Source organism: Weissella halotolerans DSM 20190 (genome assembly GCF_000420365.1).
Classification (GTDB): Bacteria; Bacillota; Bacilli; order Lactobacillales; family Lactobacillaceae; genus Weissella; species Weissella halotolerans.
This window is the reverse complement of the sequence record NZ_ATUU01000003.1, coordinates 31,678-50,898: the sequence shown is the minus strand read 5'-3', so window position 1 is coordinate 50,898 and position 19,221 is coordinate 31,678. Positions and strand designations below refer to the sequence as shown.

Here is a 19,221-nt window from a genome sequence, read left to right as displayed (position 1 = left end):
TTAAACTCCCATCTATTTTTTCAACACGGCCACAGTTAGCCGAATTTTTTCTTTTTTAGTTAATCCATTATCAGCCACTATTTTAAAGCGACCAAAATGGCGTACGGAAATTAAATCACGTACACCTAAAGTATAGTCCGGGCGTTGGCACTCTGTCCAGTTAATTCGTACCTGACCGTTTTCCACCACATGTTTAGCATCATTCCGTGACATATGGTAAACCTTTGCCAACACACTGTCTAAGCGCAAGGCAGCTACCGTGAATGTTTCTTCTTGCCAGTTAAGGGCTGGCTTAAGGGCTAGCCCTTGATCAAGCTCCGTTAAGGTAACCTTAGTACGCCCCACGCGATCAACCTGCTGACTGATAAATTGACCAAGGGGCTTAGTAGTAGCTAACTGCCACTGCCCTTGCCCATCGGTCACAATATCGCCCACTCCTGTTCGCTTCAATCCAGCATGCATTAATGCACCCAAAATAGACCGATGACTTAAGCTGGCAAATTTGATTGGATAGTGAAGGGTTAACAGGCTTAAGTCAAAATCTGTGGCTTCAGGAGTAAAGTAAACTGGTGCTAACATTACCCGTTGACTCTCGGCATTCGTAAAAATTCCTGCCTCATAAAACGAGATATCTGAAACTCGATTAGTCAGTGTTTGAATAATATAACGTTGTCGTGGATTCAAAAAATCTGTTAGGACGGGGCGATATTCCCCACTAACCTGGCTCAACCAGGCCTCTACCTGACGAATGAAAGGGGCCTCATCGGGACGAAAATGCTGTGTTATGCTAGCTTCCATCACTGCCCCATTAAGATCTGTATAATAGCCATAATCCCATAGTCAGCTGCCTGCAAGATTAAAATTCCAATAATTGGTGAAAAATCAAACATCCCTGCCCGTGGCATAAAGCGCCGAATTGGATCAAGAATAATATCGGCTGCCTGACTAATCCAGCTGCCTAGCTTCGACTGCTGGGCCCCAGGTAACCAGGACATGAGGGCAGAAATAATAATCATAACTTCAAAAAATTTAACAATTCCCATCAAAATGGTGATAATGATGCCCATAGCTACTCCTATATGTCTGGACCTAGTTATTAAATTGGGCCCCAATATTCTGCGATAATGAACCGGTAATTTCAAAATTATGTGGTGTGGCTAAAAAGATTTGTTCACCAACCCGTTCTACCATTCCATCCACTGCAAAGGTAGCCCCTGCAATATAATCTAGCACGCGTAATTGGTTTTTTTCATCAATGGATCCAAAATTGACAATAACCGCTTCTCCTTGCAATATTTGGGTTGCAATAGTTTGTGCATCAGCATAGGTGCGCGGCTCATATAACGCAATTTTAGAAGCACTTGTCCGATTTGATCCATCCATACTTAACACCTTTGCTCTTTGTGTTGGTCGGGTGGCTTGTTCATGCATATTCTCTGCACGGCCACTTTCAGGTCCGACTTCTTCATTAGGTTGGTCGACAACCTCATCTTTATAGTAATCGTCACCGACACCGAAAAATTCTCTAAAATTAAATGGCATCGCTTATCACCTACTTATCCCCTCGTTTGTTCCAATTGAAAAAGGCTGGCCGCTCAAGCTCATCACTAGCTGGATTGTCACTAGCCTGTGCAGACTGAGCACCCGTCGTTGTTTGCTCAGCCTGTGTTTTTTGTTGCCCAATTTGCCAATTAGCAAAAGGATCATCACTGCTTGCTTTTGTTTTAACATCTGGGGTTCCCTGTTCTTCAACTTCTACCTTAGTTTCGGTAACAGTCTCAAATGGGCTAGCAACATTCTGACCCAAGTTTAATTCAGGTCGAGGGGTCTTAGCCTTATCAATACCCGTAGCAATTACCGTCACCACTAACTCGCCATCCATATCCATATCAATCGTTGTTCCAAAAATGATATCGACATCTGTACCAGCCGCTTGGGCAATTGTTTCTGACGCCTCTTGCGCTTCAAACAAGGACATATCTGTGCCACCCTTAATTGACATCAAGACATTACTTGCACCTTCAATTTTAGCCTCTAACAAAGGTGAGGCAATGGCCTTGCGGGTTGCTTCAGCTGCCCGGTTTTCACCAGAAGCCGCCCCGATTCCCATCAAAGCAGTTCCCTGTCCAGCCATGGCTGTTTTAACATCTGCAAAATCCAAGTTAATAATACCAGGTTTCGTAATTAGGTCAGAAATACCCGATACACCCTGCAATAAGACATCATCAACCATCTTAAAGGCATCCATGATTGGGGCTTTTTTGTCAACGATCTGTAGCAAATTATTATTGGAAATGACAATCAAAGTGTCAACATTTTCCTTCAATTTAGCCAATCCTTCAGCCGCTGACTTTCCTCGGCGGGGACCTTCAAATGAAAACGGACGGGTGACAACACCAATCGTTAGTGCGCCAGACTCCTTGGCAATTTCGGCTACAATAGGGGCTGCACCAGTTCCGGTGCCACCACCCATACCTGCAGTTACGAAAACCATATCAGCCCCTGATAAGGCTTCCGCTAACTCTTGCTCGCTTTCTTTTGCAGCAGCCTCACCAACTTCTGGGCGTGCGCCAGCCCCTAGGCCGCGCGTAGCTTTAGAACCAATTTGAATCTTATGTTCAGCGGCGGACCCCTCTAGGGCTTGAGCATCAGTGTTAGCAACAATGAACTCTACCCCTTCAACACCCTCACTGACCATTTGGTTGACGGCATTACCACCACCGCCACCAACACCAATTACCTTAATCGTTGCGCCATATTCTTGATTTGCACCTGTATCCATTTGGAAATCCATATCGAGCTCCTTGTATCTTGTCCTGATTAATCAAAGAATTCACGGAAAAAACGCTTTACCCGCGAAAAGCCTTGTTTAGCTTGTTGATGTGTTGGTTTATTTATTATATCGTTAGTCGTCTCAGCCACTTCGGGAACCTCAACTGGCTTGGAAACTGGTTTAGTCAATGCTGCTTGCTGTTTAGCTGGGTTCCGTTTAGCCGAAGCCGCAATCAGTGGCTGACCAATAAAGTGTAGGGGTAATCCGTATAAGGCCTGCTTAACAATCAACTCTACTGGCGTTTGTAAAGCAGCATAGTGAACTGCTGCCCAAGCACCGGCCATTCCCGGATGATGCAACCCAATATCATCGGGAGCAAATTGGTGCGTTGGTACCTGGTAAGTCTCACTAACCGCTTCATCAATCCCTCTAAGCGCAGCAGTACCACCAATAAGGGTAATCCCACCAGGCATATCAAAAGCACTAACTGCTTGTAATTGAGTCCCTATCTTTTCTAAGATTTGGTCGACGCGCGCAGCAATGATTTCAGTTAGATAAGGTTCGGCAATCTGTTCAGCTTCTTCCTTACCAACCGGTTGAATTACTAAGAGATTAGCTGGGTTAGCCTTTTTAACCAGGGCCAAGCCCGAATCTAACTTCAACATGTCAGCATCATAATTGCCAATTGATAGGACAGTGCTAATATCACGGCTAATATTTTCACCGCCAGCAGGGAAGGTTGATATAAACCTTAACTGATGGTTTTGAACCACCGTGGCGGTTGTTTGACCAGCACCCATGTCTAATAAAATGCTACCAAATTCTTGTTCAGCATCTGATAAAACGGTCTTAGAAGCTGCCAAGGGCGCTAGTACAAAGTCTCGTAGGTGTAAGCCAGCCTTTTCAATAGCCAATCGTAAATTAGTTAAAACATTTTTAGGTGTTGTATAGGCCGTGGCAGTAAGCTTTAAGCGCATCCCAACCATATCGTTAGGATCTTGCACCCCCTCAAAGTCATCAACGGCAAAAGCGTTGGGAACTAAGTCAACCACTTCGCGGTCAGCTGCTACCTGACCTTTGAGTGCTTCTTTAACGACTGCTTGCACATCAGTATAGGCAATGTGTTGACTATCCTGAACACTCACTTGTCCTGAAATCACGTTAATTTGAACCTCTTTGGCCGGAATTAACGCAACTACTTCAGAGACCGGCGTTTGCGTTTGTTCGTTAACTTGAGCAATTGCCTGACGAATATCGTTAGCAGTTGCCTCAATATCAACGACAACACCCTTTCGAACACCGTGGGCGACTGCTCGGCCAACGGCTACGATATTTGCTTGCTGGTCACGCACATCAGCTGCCAAAACTTTAACGGTATTGGTACCGACGTCAAGCCCAACAATTAATCCATGGTTGGCCATTTTTCCCCTCCTCTACTGATTTGTCTAACTTAGTTAAATAAATAAACATTTCCTTAAAATAATACCACACTTTACCCATTTTCTACTAGGGAGCCACCCTGATTTTTAGCCCTAAAACTCTAAGATAATGGTTTGGCATATGCACCCATCTGAATATCAATCAAACTCGGTTTAGCACTTTGAGCAGCCATACTAGGATAGAACTTAAATTTTTTAGCAAAATCATCGGCATTTGCCAGCACAACATTGCCATCATTCATGTAAATGAGCAACCGCTGAGGGTTTTCCTTGGTTGGCGACCAATTGACCTCTGAAACGGCATGGCGAATGGGTAACCGCATTTGTGCGAACTGTTTTAGCACCTGGTCACGTTTTTGTCGCTTGGTAAACCCATTGTAAACTGGTAAACCTGCGATCGGTCCAGTTACCTTATCTTGCTTTAATTCTTGCCCATTGGCTAACACGGGGATATAATCTGCCCCACTTTGGACATAACCAACCATAGCAATTTCACTAACTTTAACAACAATGGTGTTTGGCCAATCAAATTCAAAATGCACATTTGCAATTTGTGGATCGTTATGTTTAGCCAGCTTTGAAAAATAGCTTTGGTTCGTCATAATAAGGCCCAGTGATTGCCCAGTTGTTAAACCGGCTCGTTTAAGCACCTGTTGATCAGGAATTTCTGTGTTACCTTCCACTCGGTAATGTTGGGCAGTGCCCAGTGGGGAAAGACAATACAACAGCACTATCGCTAGCCCCAGAAAAGTGGCTAGCCATTTAAGTCCAATCTGATACTGCTGCCAAAAAGCATGTAAGTCGACCTGACCATGCTGATGCTTTGTTTGCACCACGCCATTAGCATGGTCCCTACTTTTTATACCTTTTTTTTGGACTAAAGCATGTAAGGCTGGCCACTGCCAGCGTCTCATGACTTGCACCCAAGTACCTGCTATCCAGTCCTTCACTTGCAAAACCCATGACCGGGGGGTTGATTCCTGCTGGCCGGCCTTCTCCCCTGAATCTGCTTGTGTTTCTAAAAGCTGATCTAAATGTTCCTGAATGGAGGGAGAATGATGTTTAACGTCCAAGGGGTGACTCGTTTGCTGTGCTTGTTTGTCTGTATCCTCTGCCATCGATTCTCCCTCCTTTCGCTACCTTTTCATTCATGAATGTTGCTTTAGACTATTTGTTTGCCACTAGCTTAATTAAGTCAATAAATTGGTTTACCGCGTCTGGTTGGCCTAGTTTCTTAGCTTCTTCGGCCATCAGTTGCCGTTTGGGTACATTTTGCATGATTTCATCAATCGCTTTAAAGAGGCTATTACCAGTTAGTTCATCTTCAGTAATCATCGTTGCTGCGCCAGCATTCACCAATGAGCGGGCATTCTTAGTTTGATGATCATTTGTCACATAGGGACTTGGAATCAAGACCATTGGCTTACCCAAAGCGGTTTGCTCAGCAATGCTCGTCGCCCCTGCTCGACCCACTACTAAATCAACGGCTGGCATTAATGCTGGCATATCTTCAATATAGGGTACCACTTGAATCGTTTTTGCTAAATTCAATCCTTGTTTAGTAAGCGCAGCTTGCACATCAGCAAAGCGTTTCGTTCCAGTAGCAAAAAGCACCTGGTAAGTAACCTGATTAAACTGCGGCATGGCCTCAACCATAGCTTGATTCAACTTCAGAGCACCTTGTGAACCACCAAAAATTAGAACAGTTGGAATGTCTTTTGAAAAATGATAGTTTGCCCAGTCAAATTCTGCTTGGCTATGGGCGACCTCTGAAGCCCTCGGATTACCGACTAAAACAGCTTGTGCTGGCTTAAAGGCCGACTTTGCAGCGGCAAAGGCTACCCCAACCTTATCAGCATGTCGGGCTAAAAATTTGTTGGTCACACCAACGACAGAATTTTGTTCATGAATCACCGTTGGAATATGTAATAACTGTGCCGCATACAAGACCGGCCCAGACACATAACCACCTGTTCCCACGACAACATCAGGCTTAAAGGCCTTTAAAAGACGCTTAGCTTGATGTGTTGCCGTCAAAAACAGATAGACTGTTTTAACATTATCCAATGATAAGGACCGCTTAAAGCCCTGCACAGCCAAAGCCTTAAAGGGAATATTGGCTGCTGGCACAATCTGCTTTTCTAACCCCCGCTCGCCACCAATATACAAAACATCAGTGGCTGGCTCGGTCGCCTTTAACTGTTTAATCGTTGCTAACGCTGGGTAGATATGACCACCTGTTCCGCCACCAGAAAATACTATGCGCATATCAGTCACCTCACTTTGCTGCTTGTGCATACTGCTCAACCGCATCAATAAATAAATCGCCTCGTTTTTCAAAACTTGGATACTGATCCCAAGAAGCCGCGGCAGGCGACAACAAAATCACGTCGCCTGGCTGACTCTTAGCAAAGGCGAGTGGTACCGCCGTTTGAACATCTTGTGTCTGTACAACTGGAATACCAGCTGCTTTTGCTAGTGCTATTAATTTAGGTGCTGTCTGACCAAACACAATCAATTGCTTCACCTTACCCTGTACAGCTGACAGCAAGCGCATCTCATCATCGCCACGGTCCAACCCACCAGCTAAAAGCACAATCGGTTGTTTAAAGCCAGAAAGCGCACTCTCAGTAGCTTCAATATCAGTAGCCTTTGAATCATTGTAGACTAGTCGTCCCGTAATCTTTCCAACTTTTTGTAGGCGGTGGCGTACGCCCTGAAACTGGCTCAACGCTTGCGCTATCTTATCGGTAGGGACGCCACTCAACTTGCCAACAGCAATGGCATTTAATGCATTTTCAATATTATGTTCACCGGGTACACCAAGGTCGAGCACTGGCATAATAGCTTCCTCCTTAAAGTAAAGCCAGCCTGCTTCTTGATAGGCGCCTTCGTGTGACAGTCCTTTTCGTGAGGTAGGAATCACTTGGGCCGCCGTTTCCTTAGCCAAGTCGCGCCATTCTTGACGGTCAAAATTCAATACCAGAAAATCACTTGCTAATTGATGGCGGGTAATATTCAGCTTAGCTGAGATATACGCCTCGCGACTACCATGAAAATCCAAATGCGATGAAAAAATATTGGTAATGACCGCAATATGAGGTCTAGCTGCCGGTAACCCAAGTAACTGGAAAGACGATAGTTCGGTTACGACAGTATCAGTCGGCTTTAAGGTTGGCACTAGTTCGCTAACCGGAAGGCCAATATTCCCCGCCACTTTAACTGTCGCTGGATCTTTTGCATTAGCCTTTAAAACAGCCGCAATCATTTTAGTCGTTGTGGTTTTCCCATTCGATCCAGTCACTGCAATCCAAGGGCCTTGAATATATTTTTGTGCTCGTGCTACTTCAACTTCAATCGGAATTCCCGCGGCTTGTCCAGCTTTCAAGATTGGAATCCAATAAGGTATCCCTGGATTCTTCACGATTAAATCAACATGGGTTAAAAGACTTGGGTCTTGGTCCTTTGTAAAGGTTACCCCTTTGGCTGCTAAGGCCTTCACTTTTGGATCATCTAAGTCTAACTTGGGGTCAGACACTGTAACCTTGGCGCCCTCGGCCTGTAATAATTTTGCTACGGCTGCCCCAGAACGGGCAAACCCAATGACTAATACCTGCATTACTGCCACCTTTCCCTAACGATGCGCTATGTACGTGGTCTGCTGAAACCACTTTACTCTTATTTGAGTGTTTTACTAAAAGAATATGAAATAAAGGAGCGCTCCTAACAAACCAAGCCCCCAAAAGAAGCCATCTACTCGCCATTCACTCCAAGGATGCTCTACATTTCCTGTTAAGCCTCCCTTTTCAAAACTGTGATGAATGGGGGTCATCAAGAAAACCCGTTTCCCAGTAAAATAATAGACCGGTACCTGAATCAAAACTGATAAGGTATCTAACATGAATACTAGCCCAATCAGTAATAACGACCAAGGCTGGTGGAGGACTAGCGAATTCATAGCTAATCCTGCACCGAGCGCCAAAGAACCTGTATCCCCCATAAAAATAGAGGCTGGATGGCGGTTGAAAATCATAAAGGCCAACAAGGCCCCCACCATCAGAGCATCGACCAAGGCCATGGCGCTATCCCCAACTTGAAGGGCTAGTATCAAATAAGCACTATAGGCAATAATCGCTGCACCAGCCGCTAATCCATCCAAACCGTCAGTCAAGTTCGTTGCATTAGACCAACCCACTAACCAAAAAATGGTAAAAAGTGTATAAACTAAAACACTATGCACAGCCGGCAAGCCCAGGGGTAATGGTAAAACAAAATCAAAATGACCAAACCAAAGTACCAAAGCCCCCAGGATTGCTGCCAAAATTTCAACTGTTAATTTCGGTAAGAAACGAAATCCTTCATCCCGTTGATTGAAGATCTTTACACTATCATCTAAGCCACCGACAATGGCATACAAGAAAATACCAATCAACGTGGCAAATGCCGTTGCAGCATAATGATGCGTTAGACCACCAATTATGAGATAGCCAATCAAGACTACCGGGATAAAACCAGCGCCTCCCATTGTCGGTGTACCAGCCTTAGCAGCGTGATCAGGACCACGACCATTTGTTCGCATCACTAACTGTTCAACTTTAATGCGTTTAAAATAATTTCGCAGATTAGGCTCAACCACCAAGGTCAATAAAAAGCCCATTCCTAAACCAACCATCCAAGTACTCATGCTTGCTCTCCTTTTAGTCCGTTTATTGTTTTATCTTAGGTTGCTTTAACTCAACCGTTAACTCATGAATGCCATCTTCAATATTAGTACCAGCTGTCACAGACTGAGTAGCAATAAAGCCACTGCCCTTGACAATGAGCTTAATGTTGGCTAAACGAGCCCAAATCAAAGCGTCATTTTTCGACCATCCGTGCATATTTGGCACGCGAATTTGGTCATTAGTATTAATGAAAGCCCGTTGGCCAGCCAAGGTCGACTGCCCACCAGCAGGATATTGTGACACCACCTTATCACCATCACCCATCACAACTGGATCTAAGCGGGCAGCCTTAACATCCTGCTCCGCTCGTTGTCGTGCTTCCTTTACTATCGTTGGCATCTTAACCTCTTGCTGCTTGCTGACCACAACTTTAGTATCATCAGCTGACATTTGCAGCGCTTGTTTCATCACCGAGACAAACACCTGGGCCATGTTCTTTGACACATTTCCCACATCCTTTTGGGGTTGTTTAACGACGACATACGTTAAATAACGTGGATGGTCACTTGGTGCCATTCCAATCCAAGAATGAATTTCATTCTTACTATCACCAGGTGCACTATAGCCTTGTGCCGTTGAAATTTGGGCTGTTCCTGACTTACCACTCGTGCGATAACCAGGAATTGCATAGGCCTGCCCAAATCCCTTATCAGAATATACAACCCCTTCCAAAGCTTTACGGGTTGCTTTTGCAGTAGCCTGCTTAATTGGCTGACCTACTTTTTTAGTTTTTGCCTCATAGACTACCTTTTGGGTATTAGGATCAACAACTTTACTAATAACATGCGGTTGTATCAAGTGTCCATCACCTGCAATTGCCGAATAGGCTTGAATCATTTGTAAGGGGGTCACTGAAATCGCTTGTCCAAAGGCCGTGCTAACTTGCTCAATTGGATACCTAAATTGCATACTTCCAGTAGCCTCATTGGGTAAACCAGACTGGGTCGATTTCAAAAAACGAAACCGCTGCAAATAATCATGCCAGGTTGAAGAGCCAATTTTTTGCTCTGTCAACGCCATTGCGACGTTTGAAGATTTTGCTAGCCCTTCTTCATAGGTAATCGTGCCCCAGCCCTGGCCAGCATTCCAATCATTAACGGTTTGATCGCCAACTTTAAGTTTACCAGAACGATAAAAACTATCACCATCCCAATGATTGGTATCAATCGCTGCCGCCAAGGTAACTCCCTTCATAACAGAACCCGGTTCGTAAGCCGACTGCGATAATTCATTGGACCAAAAATCTCCAGGTGCCTTCCCAGTTGCACTATCAAAGGAAGGTCGCTGGGTCTCAGCGACAATAGCTCCTGTTTTGGTATCCATCACAACGGCTATTACTGACTTAGGCGCCATTTTACTGTCTAAATCGCCAACTTGCTTTTCCAATGTCGACTGTAAATTAGCGTTCAAAGTCGTATATATGTCATACCCATTTTTTGTCGTTGTTTGTTTTTTCTGGGGCTCACTCGCTGTATCAATTGCGTTGGATTTGAAGCCATTACGTCCTGATAACTGCTTGTTCCAGCCGGCTTCAATTCCAGTCTGCCCCTTTAATACGGTTAAGCCCGTCTTCTTATCATCAACAGCCGCTACTAATCCAATTAGGTTGGAGGCATAAACCCCATTCGGATAGAAACGAGCTGGGCCGGTCACAAAGGTAATACCAGGTATTTTTGCAGCTTTAACCTTACGATAAGTCTCATTGGTCAACCGACTTCCTCGACTACCAAATTGAACCTGACTCAATTCATGTTTGCGTCCACGTTGCAAAATCTGATGATAATCAGTCGCTTTTCCTCCCAATAGTTGGGCAAGCTTTTGACTTACCACCACATCGTCTTGCTTAGCCACATAGGCCTTATGTCCGTTTGCATCAACCTGGCGCTTATCTAGTACCGCCACAACAGTATAGGCCGTCGCATTTTCTGCTAACGGATTCCCGACCGCATCATAAATGGTACCCCGCTTGGCTAAATCAACATTTTGACTTTGATAAAGTTGCTGAGTTGCCTGGTCAAGATGGTGTCCATTAACATCCTTAGTAATCGCCACATAAGAAAAACGGACTCCTAAAACCAAAAGCGTCCCCAACATCGCAAACAGTAAGAACTTCCCTGTCTGCCGACTATTTTGATCTGCTTGGGTCAATGATGTCCGTTTCTTTTTTACCATGTTATTTTACATTCCTAACATTATTATTATTCAGTGATAGGCCGTATTTTTTTGCTACCTGATCTAACCGGCTTGGATTCGTTAACTGACTAATCTCTTCTTTTAAATCCGTATTTTGATTACGAACTGTACTTAATTGAGCAGTCGTCTGACTGAGATGTTCGCTACTCATTGCAGCTTGATTTGACATATAAACGACCAGGCACATCATAACAACAGCCGTCACGAGGGCAGCTCCCAGCCAAATTTTATCCATCAAGCTCCATACTGGCTTTGCATATTTACGACGTATAGGCTTAACCTGCTGCCCACCAGTAGGTTGGGGCCGTCTTTGCGGTTGTATATAGTCAAACTCTGAGGAAGCTGCCATTGTTGATATCCTTTCATAAAATCACACGTTACTTAATCCGTTCAATGACGCGCAACTTAGCTGAATGTGCGCGGTGGTTTTGACTTAACTCTTGCTCATTCGGCAAAATTGGTTTATGCGTAATTAACTTAAAATCCGGTTCCAATTCAGCTGGAATCACCGGTAGACCTGCTGGCAACTCAGGGAGACTTGCGCGCTCACGAAACATCGACTTAACTAATCGATCCTCTAGGGATTGAAAGGTAATAACCGCAATGCGTCCATGAATAGCCAACATATCCAAGGCCTGCTCTAAAGATGTTTCCACTGCGCCCAACTCATCATTAACCGCAATTCGAATAGCCTGAAAAGACTTCTTAGCTGGGTGACCACCAGTTCGTCGGGCTGCTGCAGGTATAGCATCTTTAATAATGTTGACCAAGTCAAAGGTCGTCTCAATTGGCGCCTTCGCTCGTTCACGTTCAATTCCTCGGGCAATTTGTTTGGCAAAACGTTCCTCCCCATAACGGGACAAAATGCGCATTAAATCATGAAAAGACCAGGTATTGACCACTTGATAGGCATCTAGAGCCTGGCTTTGGTCCATCCGCATATCTAAGGGCGCCTCATAGTTATAAGAGAAACCTCGTTTACCATCATCAAACTGAGGTGATGATACGCCTAAGTCATAAAGAACACCGTCAACTCTGGTTACCCCAACTTGGGCTAAGTCTTGGGTTAGATTTCGAAAATTATCATTAATCAACGTGACCTTATCAGCGGCAATTTCTGCCGCCAAGTGTTCTTCGTTATAGTGAATAGCCGTTATATCTTGATCAAAGGACCATAAATGGCCTTGCCGCAACTGGCTGGCTAACAGTTTTGAATGTCCGCCCCCACCCAGGGTTGCATCTACGTACTGTCCAGCCGGTTGAACAGCTAATTGTTCAATTGCTTCATTCAATAGTACCGTTACGTGTTCAAATGCTGTCATGCCAACTAGTCCACCTATCTTCGTTAAAAATTCAATTCGTCTAAGCCATCCGCAATGTCATCGAAATTCTCAGTAACGGTCGCTTCATATGCTTGCCAACGTTCAGTACTCCAAATTTCAAAGGAGTCATCTCCCAAACCAAAAATAGTCGCATCTTTCGTAATGTCAGCGTAGGATCGTAAATTTTGTGATAAGTTAATTCGACCTTGTTTATCAAATTCAACTTCTTGAGCGCCCCCTAATACGAAACGCTTAAATTGTCGCGCCTTGGCATTTGTCTCGGGCAAAGCTTTGATTGAACTGGCTAATTGATCCCAACCTTGTCGGGTATATGCCCGCAGCGAATGTTCCATCCAACGAGTAATAACAAAATCATCCCCTAATTGGTTACGAAATTTGGCAGGAATAATTAACCGATTTTTAGTATCCAAGCTATGTTGATAGGTACCCATAAACATGGTCAATATTCCTCCCTTCGTTAGGTCACTGTTTGCTTAGCCAGCTAAAGACACTGCAGTTACTTTAATATGTTTAATTTACCACAATCCACCACCTTTCTCCACTATCTTCCACCCTTCTCCACACACTTGTTAGACTAACTTCGATGAGAAAGCCTGATACGTCGGTATTTCTTGCTATATCATGAATTTTAATAAAATTTATTACCCTTCTATCCCAACCTAGGCTATCGACTAAGAATGCTATGGACAGGCTGTTTTTTGACCATAAAAAAAGGTGGGCCCTGGGCCCACCTTTTAACACCACTTTACTTTTAAATACTATGATAACCACCGTCTACAGGAATTTGAGAAGCTATATCCGGTTCACTTTCCTGTCCACTCGTATATGTCACTAATTCCAAAAGTCCATATAGGATAGCCAGCGCATAACCATAATAAGCTGATACTAAACCAAACCAAGTTGCTAGACCAAACAATAATGGCCACCCCGCCAGGAACCACCAAAAAGCACCATGTTGCCTTAAGTAATGTCCTAAGTATAGGCTAAAGGTCATATTCAAGACAAAATAGAGTCCAATAATCTTAAACACAGCTTGTACACCAAGCCACTCACAAACTAAAGGGCCTAAAAAAGCCAATCCAAGCATACTTGCGATTAGCCACCAATTAATCCGTTGCCATACTTTTTGCATTTTTTCTCTCCTCATTCAGCCGCTAACTCTAACGCATAGCTTAGAGCTGCTAATATATAAAGGGGGGCGGTTTCAGCCCGCATGATACGGGGACCTAAACCAACTGGTATGAAGCCAACTTGTTTAAGCTCTGTAATTTCAGTTGGTGTCAACCCACCTTCTGGTCCAATTAGAGCAACCAAGTGATCACCCGGTTTAAGTTGCTGAAAAACACGCGCCAGTTGACGCTGTTCACCCTGTTTAGCACTTTCTTCCCAGGCTACCACTTTCTTTGCCGTCTCAGCTAGCCTTAAAGAAGTTAAAGCTGATTGGTAATTAACTATTGGCACCTTCGTCCGATGGCTCTGCTCAGCAGCTGCCTGCGCCACTTTTTGAAGACGAGCTACTTTTTTTGCTGCCTTACTACCCCAATGTACAACTGACCAAGCTGTCTCAACAAAGATTAGCTCTTTGACACCGAGTTCAGTCGCCTTTTGGACTACCAATTCAGGCTTTGTCCCCTTAGCCAAGGCAATAATCAAGGTGACCTCAACAGGTAATTCCACCTGAGGTTGGTAGCGTTCAAGCACCTCCATCTGTGCGCCATCAACTTGAAGTTGCTTAACGCGGGCCAGAATAACTGTTTCACGATCCGGTAGTACAAATTCTGCTTGATCATCCACCTGCGCTCGTAAAACGGTAATGAAATGATGAGCCAGGTCAGTTGGTAACTGAAAGGTGGTACTAGTTGGTTCAAAGTCTAAAAAATACCGTTGCATTGTTATCCCTCTTGTTTTGCCGGCTGTCGTTGTGCGATTAACCCATACCACTCGTCCATTTGTAACTGCTCTACTAACTGGTAGCCTTCTGCTTGAAGGGCTGCTTTAATTGTCGCTACCTTATCATAGTAAATTCCCGATAACAAAAACCAGCCACCAAGCGCAAGAACAGATTTAACCTGTGGAATTAAAGGTAACAAGACTTCGGCCAACATGTTAGCCACTACTAAGTCATTTGCTTGCTCTGTTACATCGGCTAAGAGGTCACTAACTTGGATCTCAATGGATCCAACCTGGGGATTTAAGGCAACATTCCCTTTAGCGGATCGTACAGCTACTGCGTCTAAATCGGTTCCCAACACGTGCTTTGCCCCCATTAATGAAGCTGCAATCGCTAAAACACCAGATCCAGTACCAACATCAATGACCCTTTCGCCACCACGCATAACGACTTCAAGCGCCTGCAACATCAACTTCGTAGTTGGGTGTGTCCCAGTCCCAAAAGCTAAGCCTGGATCTAAGGTGATAACGACTTCATCCCTACGACTAGCTTGATAATGTTCCCACTTAGGGACCACTGTAAGGTGCCGACTGACTTGAACAGGATGGTAGTACTTTTCCCATTCAGTCGCCCAATCAGTATCAGTCACTGTATTCAGCTCCACTGTCGCTGGTTGATTGTCCAAGCCAAAATTTGCTAATGTCTGCACCCGTTGTCGAATGGTCGGCAACAAATCTGCTAGCTTCACTGTATCAGGAAAATAGCCCGTCACTTGTGCCCCTTCCGTTGGGAAATCCACACTCGTCCAATCCAACAGAACGGTTTGATCAGCTGGCAAGTAATTTTTTCGGTCCGCCGCATCTGCAATTTGTAAGCCAGCGGCCCCCGCCTCCATCAAAATGTTACTAACAGCATCCACTGCTTCATTTTGGGTCGTTACCGTTAATGATTGCCATACCATGTTAGCAGCTCCTTTCTTGTTTCATCTATACTATTATGTATTCCTAGCATAGCATAAGTGAATAAAGAAAAGAGCCAGCAACACAAGGTTGCTGGCTCTTTTTACTTATATTCCTTAGTCGATTGTTACAATCGTCATCAAGTTGGTTGTACCTGATGTCGTCACTGGAATACCAGCGGTGACGATAATTGTATCACCCTTTTGTGCAATTCCTTGAGCAACTGCAGCTTCCTTAGCTGCGGCAATCATTTCATCAGTTGTTTGAACTGGAACTGACATGACTGGCTTAACACCCCAGTAAATCGTCAATGACCGTTGTACACGCTCATCAAAGGTCATGGCCAAGATAGTTGTGTTTGGACGGTACTTTGAAATCATCTTAGCTGTATAACCAGACGTTGTAGCAGCAACCACGGCCTTAACGTCCAAGTTGTTTGCTGCGTTAGCCACAGCAGCCGCTACAGATTCAGTAACATCACCGGTTACAAAGTCGTCTTGGTGACGGCCATACTTTAGCAAAGCAGTCTCAGCCTTTTCATCAATCCGTGCCATCGTTGCTACGGCCTGGACAGGATATGAACCATTAGCTGATTCTCCAGAAAGCATCGTTGCATCTGTACCATCAAAGACGGCATTGGCAACGTCAGATGCTTCCGCACGTGTAGGACGTGGGTTTTCTTGCATTGAATCAAGCATATCAGTGGCAGTAATAACTGGCTTACCTACTGCATTCAACTTCTTGATTAATTCCTTTTGTACCAATGGCACATTTTCAGCTGGAATTTCGACACCCATGTCACCACGAGCAATCATCAAACCATCTGAAACCTTCAAAATTTCATCAAAGTTGTCGATACCTTCTTGTGATTCAATCTTAGGGAGGATCATAACATCTTCCATGTTAGCTTCCTTTAACAAAGCACGGATATCCATTACGTCTTCTGGCTTACGTACGAAAGAAGCAGCGATGAATTGAATATCATGTTGCAAGCCAAAACGAATGTCATCAGCATCCTTTTCCGTAATACCAGGTAGGTTAATTGCAACACCTGGTGCATTAACTCCCTTACGTGAACCTAGGAAGCCGTGATTTAGTACCTTTACAACTAACTCACGGTTAGCTTCATCCTTATCCGTAACCAACATGTCAATGGCTCCATCATCAAAGAGAATGTGGCCACCAACGTGAACATCATCGAACAAACCAGGATACGTAACCGCAATCTTCTCCTTAGTTCCTTCAAGTGAACTATCCATTGAGATACGTGTGATATCCCCAATGTTAAACTCGATCTTGCCTGGTTCTTGAACAGTTGTCCGGATCTCGGCACCCTTCGTGTCTAACATCACACCAACGGTCTTACCAGTCTGCTTTTCAGCTTCATGGACAGCATTAATCCGTCCCAAGTGCTCTTCATGGTCACCGTGTGAAAAGTTCAAACGAACAACGTTTGCACCGTTTTCGATCAATTGGGCGATGGTCTCCACATCGTTACTTGCGGGTCCAAGGGTTGAAACAATCTTGGTCTTTTTCATGTTTTGAAAAATCTCCTTTATTAAAAGTTCACAATTGCTTGCTTAACTAAGGCTTATTGTACACCATTCCCCCATAATTTAATACTGAAAAAAGGGGGATTTTTAGATGTAAGCCTTTACACACCGGCTTTTTCACTGATCCATGAAATAAGCACCTGAGTATGCTGGTACCCAGGTGCTTATTATTATTTTCACATGTCTATTATTTAATCTTTAGGTCGAGCATCCGTTTGCAGGTCAATTTCAGTCAATGGTCGAATCTTTGAATGATGCCGCCATTGATAACCAACATAGAGACCAATAAAAATTGGAATCGCCAGATAGGTCGTTACAATTCCATGCCAGTTCCAATTTTGGATTGGACCTTGGAAGGAAGCCAAATCTTGACCAATCACTACGATGATGGACATAAACAAAGCCAACAAGGGGCCAATTGGGAAGAGCTTTGCATGGTAACGCAACTCATTAACCGAATGTCCTTGTGCTTTAAAGGCCCGCCGAAAGCGGTAATGACAAATCGCAATGCCAATCCAGGTTATAAACCCAGTTAATCCAGAAGCAGCAACCAAATACATATAAATGTTACCACCGATGACACTCATTGCAAAAACCAAAACAGCCACGACTAGGGTGCCTAGGAGGGCAATGACCGGAATACCAGTCTTAGGGTTTACCCGCCCAAAAATGCTAGGCGCAAAATGCTCGTGAGCCATTGAATAAAGCATTCGTGATGCTGTATATAGGCCTGAATTAGATGATGAAATAACTGAGGTTAGGATAACAGCATTCATTACCGAAGCAGCACTTGCTAGCCCTGCCTTTTGAAAGACTGTCGTAAAAGGTGAGACAGCGATATTAGACTCACTAGAATTTAGTAAGGAAGGATCCTTATAGTAAATAATGGCACCAATCACAAATATCGATAAAATATAGAAAAGCAAAATCCGCCAAAAAACTTGTTTAATCGCAATTGGGACTGAAGTTTCAGGCGTTTCAGACTCTCCAGCTGTTAAACCAATAAACTCGGTTCCTTGAAAAGAAAAGCCGGCGACCATCAAAACAGCCAAAATGCCATTAAATCCGTGGACAAAGCCATGATTACCAACCATTAAATTCCGTGATACATCCGGCTTATAAGTCATAATCCCTAAGATCATGGCAAACCCAACTGCCAAAAAGGCTAAAACCGCAATCACCTTAATCATGGCCATCCAGAACTCTGTCTCACCATAACTGCGTGCTGATAATAAATTAATCGCTGTAATTAAAATCAACACTAAGACTGACCAAATCCAAGAGGGTGTATTGGGTAACCAATAGCCCATCACAACCCCCACTGTAGCTGCTTCCACAGCTACAGTGACTGCCCAATTTAACCAGTAATTCCACCCCATCGCAAAGCCAAAGGCTGGACTGACAAAGCGATCAGCATACGTTGAAAAGGAGCCCGTAACAGGCATGTAAGTGGCCATCTCACCTAAACTGGTCATTAAAAAGTAAACCATCACTCCCGTTAAGCCGTAAGCCATTAAGGCACCTAGTGGCCCGGCCTGAGTAATCGTTGCACCAGAAGCAACAAAAAGACCAGTCCCAATGGTCCCACCAAGGGCAATCATCGATAAGTGGCGGGTCTTTAGCGTACGCTTTAGTTCACCCGGATGTTCAATACTCTCTGACATAAATCCTCCTTTAATATGAGGCCTAGATTTCATAACATAAAAAAAGCGCCCACCTTGCTAAAGATAGCAAACGATGGACACCCTAAGTTCCTGTTAATCTATCGATAGCGCTCCGCAATGGTATAAAATTATTGCGACAGTCTGCTGACTCTTAATCAGTAGACCAACGAACTAAGACTGCCATCCGTTCATTTCGGCAACTTCCCCTTTTACTAACCGCATTACCCGCCGGTTTGGTTAGTGACTCTTGTCAGCTGCAACCTCTATTTATTTATGTTAGCTTGTATTTTACGGCAGTCCGTCCCACCTTGTCAAGACTTAACGCTGGACATAACCTAGCCACATTGCAAAAATTAAAATGCATAACACCAAAAGGGTAATAACCGTATAAAGTTGGTCATGCATTTTTGCAAAAGATACAATCGAGGTCACCACTCGTAATACGGGTGTGAAAATTAAAATTAGCAGGCCAGTCATCATATAAGCGAGCGGGCTACCTTGTAGCAAGCCTTGATAAATTGCCCCTAATTCAGTTGGAAATTGACTACTCTCATGCACTGGATGGATTAGCGCTAAACCTAGGCCAATCACCATTACTACTATTGCTAAAGCTACTCCAAAGCGCATGTAGTAACCAATTCGTTTTTCAAGTGCTTGCATTGTTTGTTCATTTTCTTGCATG

At 44.2% G+C, this 19,221-nt stretch carries 19 protein-coding genes and 1 riboswitch; all 19 genes read right to left on the bottom strand.

The genetic code is table 11. From position 1 onward, the window contains the following. Nucleotides 1-12: 12 nt before the first annotated feature. The 19 genes from G414_RS0104955 to G414_RS0104865 all read right to left on the bottom strand — a co-directional run bounded on the left by G414_RS0104955 (nucleotide 13) and on the right by G414_RS0104865 (nucleotide 19,220). On the bottom strand, nucleotides 13-798 hold the full coding sequence (locus G414_RS0104955) for a YlmH family RNA-binding protein (RefSeq protein WP_022791748.1): 786 nt from the start codon (nucleotides 796-798) through the stop codon (nucleotides 13-15). Beyond that, nucleotides 798-1,067, bottom strand: a complete 270-nt coding sequence (locus G414_RS0104950) for a YggT family protein (RefSeq protein ID WP_022791747.1) — start codon at nucleotides 1,065-1,067, stop codon at nucleotides 798-800. The genes G414_RS0104955 and G414_RS0104950 overlap by 1 nt, the downstream gene beginning before the upstream one ends. A 22-nt stretch (nucleotides 1,068-1,089) precedes the next feature. Continuing rightward, on the bottom strand, nucleotides 1,090-1,542 hold the full coding sequence (locus tag G414_RS0104945) for a cell division protein SepF (protein WP_022791746.1): 453 nt from the start codon (nucleotides 1,540-1,542) through the stop codon (nucleotides 1,090-1,092). 10 nt (nucleotides 1,543-1,552) lie between these two features. Further along, on the bottom strand, nucleotides 1,553-2,794 hold the full coding sequence (gene ftsZ / locus G414_RS0104940; RefSeq protein ID WP_022791745.1) for a cell division protein FtsZ: 1,242 nt from the start codon (nucleotides 2,792-2,794) through the stop codon (nucleotides 1,553-1,555). Between the two features lie 26 nt (nucleotides 2,795-2,820). Next, nucleotides 2,821-4,194 carry a cell division protein FtsA gene (gene ftsA / locus G414_RS0104935; protein ID WP_022791744.1) on the bottom strand — a complete coding sequence of 458 codons (1,374 nt, stop codon included), beginning with the start codon at nucleotides 4,192-4,194 and terminating at the stop codon, nucleotides 2,821-2,823. Between the two features lie 119 nt (nucleotides 4,195-4,313). Further along, complete coding sequence (locus G414_RS07320; protein ID WP_022791743.1) at nucleotides 4,314-5,330, bottom strand: cell division protein FtsQ/DivIB; 1,017 nt, start codon at nucleotides 5,328-5,330, stop codon at nucleotides 4,314-4,316. 49 nt (nucleotides 5,331-5,379) lie between these two features. Continuing rightward, a complete protein-coding gene (murG, locus tag G414_RS0104925; RefSeq protein WP_027694552.1) occupies nucleotides 5,380-6,480 on the bottom strand; it encodes an undecaprenyldiphospho-muramoylpentapeptide beta-N-acetylglucosaminyltransferase in 1,101 nt (366 codons plus the stop codon). A 10-nt stretch (nucleotides 6,481-6,490) separates the two neighbouring features. Continuing rightward, the gene (murD, locus tag G414_RS0104920) at nucleotides 6,491-7,831 is read right to left on the bottom strand and encodes a UDP-N-acetylmuramoyl-L-alanine--D-glutamate ligase (RefSeq protein ID WP_022791741.1); all 1,341 of its coding nucleotides are present in this window, start codon (nucleotides 7,829-7,831) and stop codon (nucleotides 6,491-6,493) included. A 75-nt stretch (nucleotides 7,832-7,906) separates the two neighbouring features. Further along, nucleotides 7,907-8,896, bottom strand: coding sequence for a phospho-N-acetylmuramoyl-pentapeptide-transferase (gene mraY, locus G414_RS0104915; protein WP_022791740.1), 990 nt, complete (start codon nucleotides 8,894-8,896; stop codon nucleotides 7,907-7,909). A gap of 22 nt (nucleotides 8,897-8,918) precedes the next feature. Further along, complete coding sequence (locus G414_RS0104910) at nucleotides 8,919-11,108, bottom strand: penicillin-binding protein (RefSeq protein WP_022791739.1); 2,190 nt, start codon at nucleotides 11,106-11,108, stop codon at nucleotides 8,919-8,921. A gap of 1 nt (nucleotide 11,109) precedes the next feature. After that, on the bottom strand, nucleotides 11,110-11,478 hold the full coding sequence (gene ftsL, locus G414_RS0104905; protein ID WP_022791738.1) for a cell division protein FtsL: 369 nt from the start codon (nucleotides 11,476-11,478) through the stop codon (nucleotides 11,110-11,112). Nucleotides 11,479-11,506: 28 nt separating this feature from the next. Next, on the bottom strand, nucleotides 11,507-12,451 hold the full coding sequence (rsmH, locus tag G414_RS0104900) for a 16S rRNA (cytosine(1402)-N(4))-methyltransferase RsmH (RefSeq protein WP_022791737.1): 945 nt from the start codon (nucleotides 12,449-12,451) through the stop codon (nucleotides 11,507-11,509). Between the two features lie 23 nt (nucleotides 12,452-12,474). After that, nucleotides 12,475-12,909 carry a division/cell wall cluster transcriptional repressor MraZ gene (gene mraZ, locus G414_RS0104895; RefSeq protein ID WP_022791736.1) on the bottom strand — a complete coding sequence of 145 codons (435 nt, stop codon included), beginning with the start codon at nucleotides 12,907-12,909 and terminating at the stop codon, nucleotides 12,475-12,477. Nucleotides 12,910-13,223: 314 nt separating this feature from the next. Then, complete coding sequence (locus G414_RS0104890; RefSeq protein ID WP_022791735.1) at nucleotides 13,224-13,604, bottom strand: hypothetical protein; 381 nt, start codon at nucleotides 13,602-13,604, stop codon at nucleotides 13,224-13,226. Between the two features lie 11 nt (nucleotides 13,605-13,615). Next, entirely contained in the window at nucleotides 13,616-14,362 is a 747-nt protein-coding gene (locus tag G414_RS0104885) for an RsmE family RNA methyltransferase (RefSeq protein ID WP_022791734.1), read from the bottom strand. A 2-nt stretch (nucleotides 14,363-14,364) separates the two neighbouring features. Further along, on the bottom strand, nucleotides 14,365-15,324 hold the full coding sequence (gene prmA, locus G414_RS0104880) for a 50S ribosomal protein L11 methyltransferase (protein WP_022791733.1): 960 nt from the start codon (nucleotides 15,322-15,324) through the stop codon (nucleotides 14,365-14,367). Between the two features lie 114 nt (nucleotides 15,325-15,438). After that, complete coding sequence (gene pyk / locus G414_RS0104875) at nucleotides 15,439-16,860, bottom strand: pyruvate kinase (protein ID WP_022791732.1); 1,422 nt, start codon at nucleotides 16,858-16,860, stop codon at nucleotides 15,439-15,441. Between the two features lie 206 nt (nucleotides 16,861-17,066). Continuing rightward, a complete protein-coding gene (locus tag G414_RS0104870; RefSeq protein WP_022791731.1) occupies nucleotides 17,067-18,539 on the bottom strand; it encodes an amino acid permease in 1,473 nt (490 codons plus the stop codon). A gap of 97 nt (nucleotides 18,540-18,636) precedes the next feature. Beyond that, nucleotides 18,637-18,813: riboswitch (Lysine riboswitch) on the bottom strand. A 44-nt stretch (nucleotides 18,814-18,857) separates the two neighbouring features. Then, a complete protein-coding gene (locus tag G414_RS0104865) occupies nucleotides 18,858-19,220 on the bottom strand; it encodes a DUF1634 domain-containing protein (protein WP_022791730.1) in 363 nt (120 codons plus the stop codon). Nucleotide 19,221: the final 1 nt, after the last annotated feature.

Coding starts and splice junctions, on each gene's coding strand:
- G414_RS0104955 (WP_022791748.1), bottom strand. CDS start 798: ATGGAAGCTAGCATAACACAGCATTTTCGTCCCGATGAGGCCCCTTTC.
- G414_RS0104950 (WP_022791747.1), bottom strand. CDS start 1,067: ATGGGCATCATTATCACCATTTTGATGGGAATTGTTAAATTTTTTGAA.
- G414_RS0104945 (WP_022791746.1), bottom strand. CDS start 1,542: ATGCCATTTAATTTTAGAGAATTTTTCGGTGTCGGTGACGATTACTAT.
- ftsZ (WP_022791745.1), bottom strand. CDS start 2,794: ATGGATTTCCAAATGGATACAGGTGCAAATCAAGAATATGGCGCAACG.
- ftsA (WP_022791744.1), bottom strand. CDS start 4,194: ATGGCCAACCATGGATTAATTGTTGGGCTTGACGTCGGTACCAATACC.
- G414_RS07320 (WP_022791743.1), bottom strand. CDS start 5,330: ATGGCAGAGGATACAGACAAACAAGCACAGCAAACGAGTCACCCCTTG.
- murG (WP_027694552.1), bottom strand. CDS start 6,480: ATGCGCATAGTATTTTCTGGTGGCGGAACAGGTGGTCATATCTACCCA.
- murD (WP_022791741.1), bottom strand. CDS start 7,831: ATGCAGGTATTAGTCATTGGGTTTGCCCGTTCTGGGGCAGCCGTAGCA.
- mraY (WP_022791740.1), bottom strand. CDS start 8,896: ATGAGTACTTGGATGGTTGGTTTAGGAATGGGCTTTTTATTGACCTTG.
- G414_RS0104910 (WP_022791739.1), bottom strand. CDS start 11,108: ATGGTAAAAAAGAAACGGACATCATTGACCCAAGCAGATCAAAATAGT.
- ftsL (WP_022791738.1), bottom strand. CDS start 11,478: ATGGCAGCTTCCTCAGAGTTTGACTATATACAACCGCAAAGACGGCCC.
- rsmH (WP_022791737.1), bottom strand. CDS start 12,451: ATGACAGCATTTGAACACGTAACGGTACTATTGAATGAAGCAATTGAA.
- mraZ (WP_022791736.1), bottom strand. CDS start 12,909: ATGTTTATGGGTACCTATCAACATAGCTTGGATACTAAAAATCGGTTA.
- G414_RS0104890 (WP_022791735.1), bottom strand. CDS start 13,604: ATGCAAAAAGTATGGCAACGGATTAATTGGTGGCTAATCGCAAGTATG.
- G414_RS0104885 (WP_022791734.1), bottom strand. CDS start 14,362: ATGCAACGGTATTTTTTAGACTTTGAACCAACTAGTACCACCTTTCAG.
- prmA (WP_022791733.1), bottom strand. CDS start 15,324: ATGGTATGGCAATCATTAACGGTAACGACCCAAAATGAAGCAGTGGAT.
- pyk (WP_022791732.1), bottom strand. CDS start 16,860: ATGAAAAAGACCAAGATTGTTTCAACCCTTGGACCCGCAAGTAACGAT.
- G414_RS0104870 (WP_022791731.1), bottom strand. CDS start 18,539: ATGTCAGAGAGTATTGAACATCCGGGTGAACTAAAGCGTACGCTAAAG.
- G414_RS0104865 (WP_022791730.1), bottom strand. CDS start 19,220: ATGCAAGAAAATGAACAAACAATGCAAGCACTTGAAAAACGAATTGGT.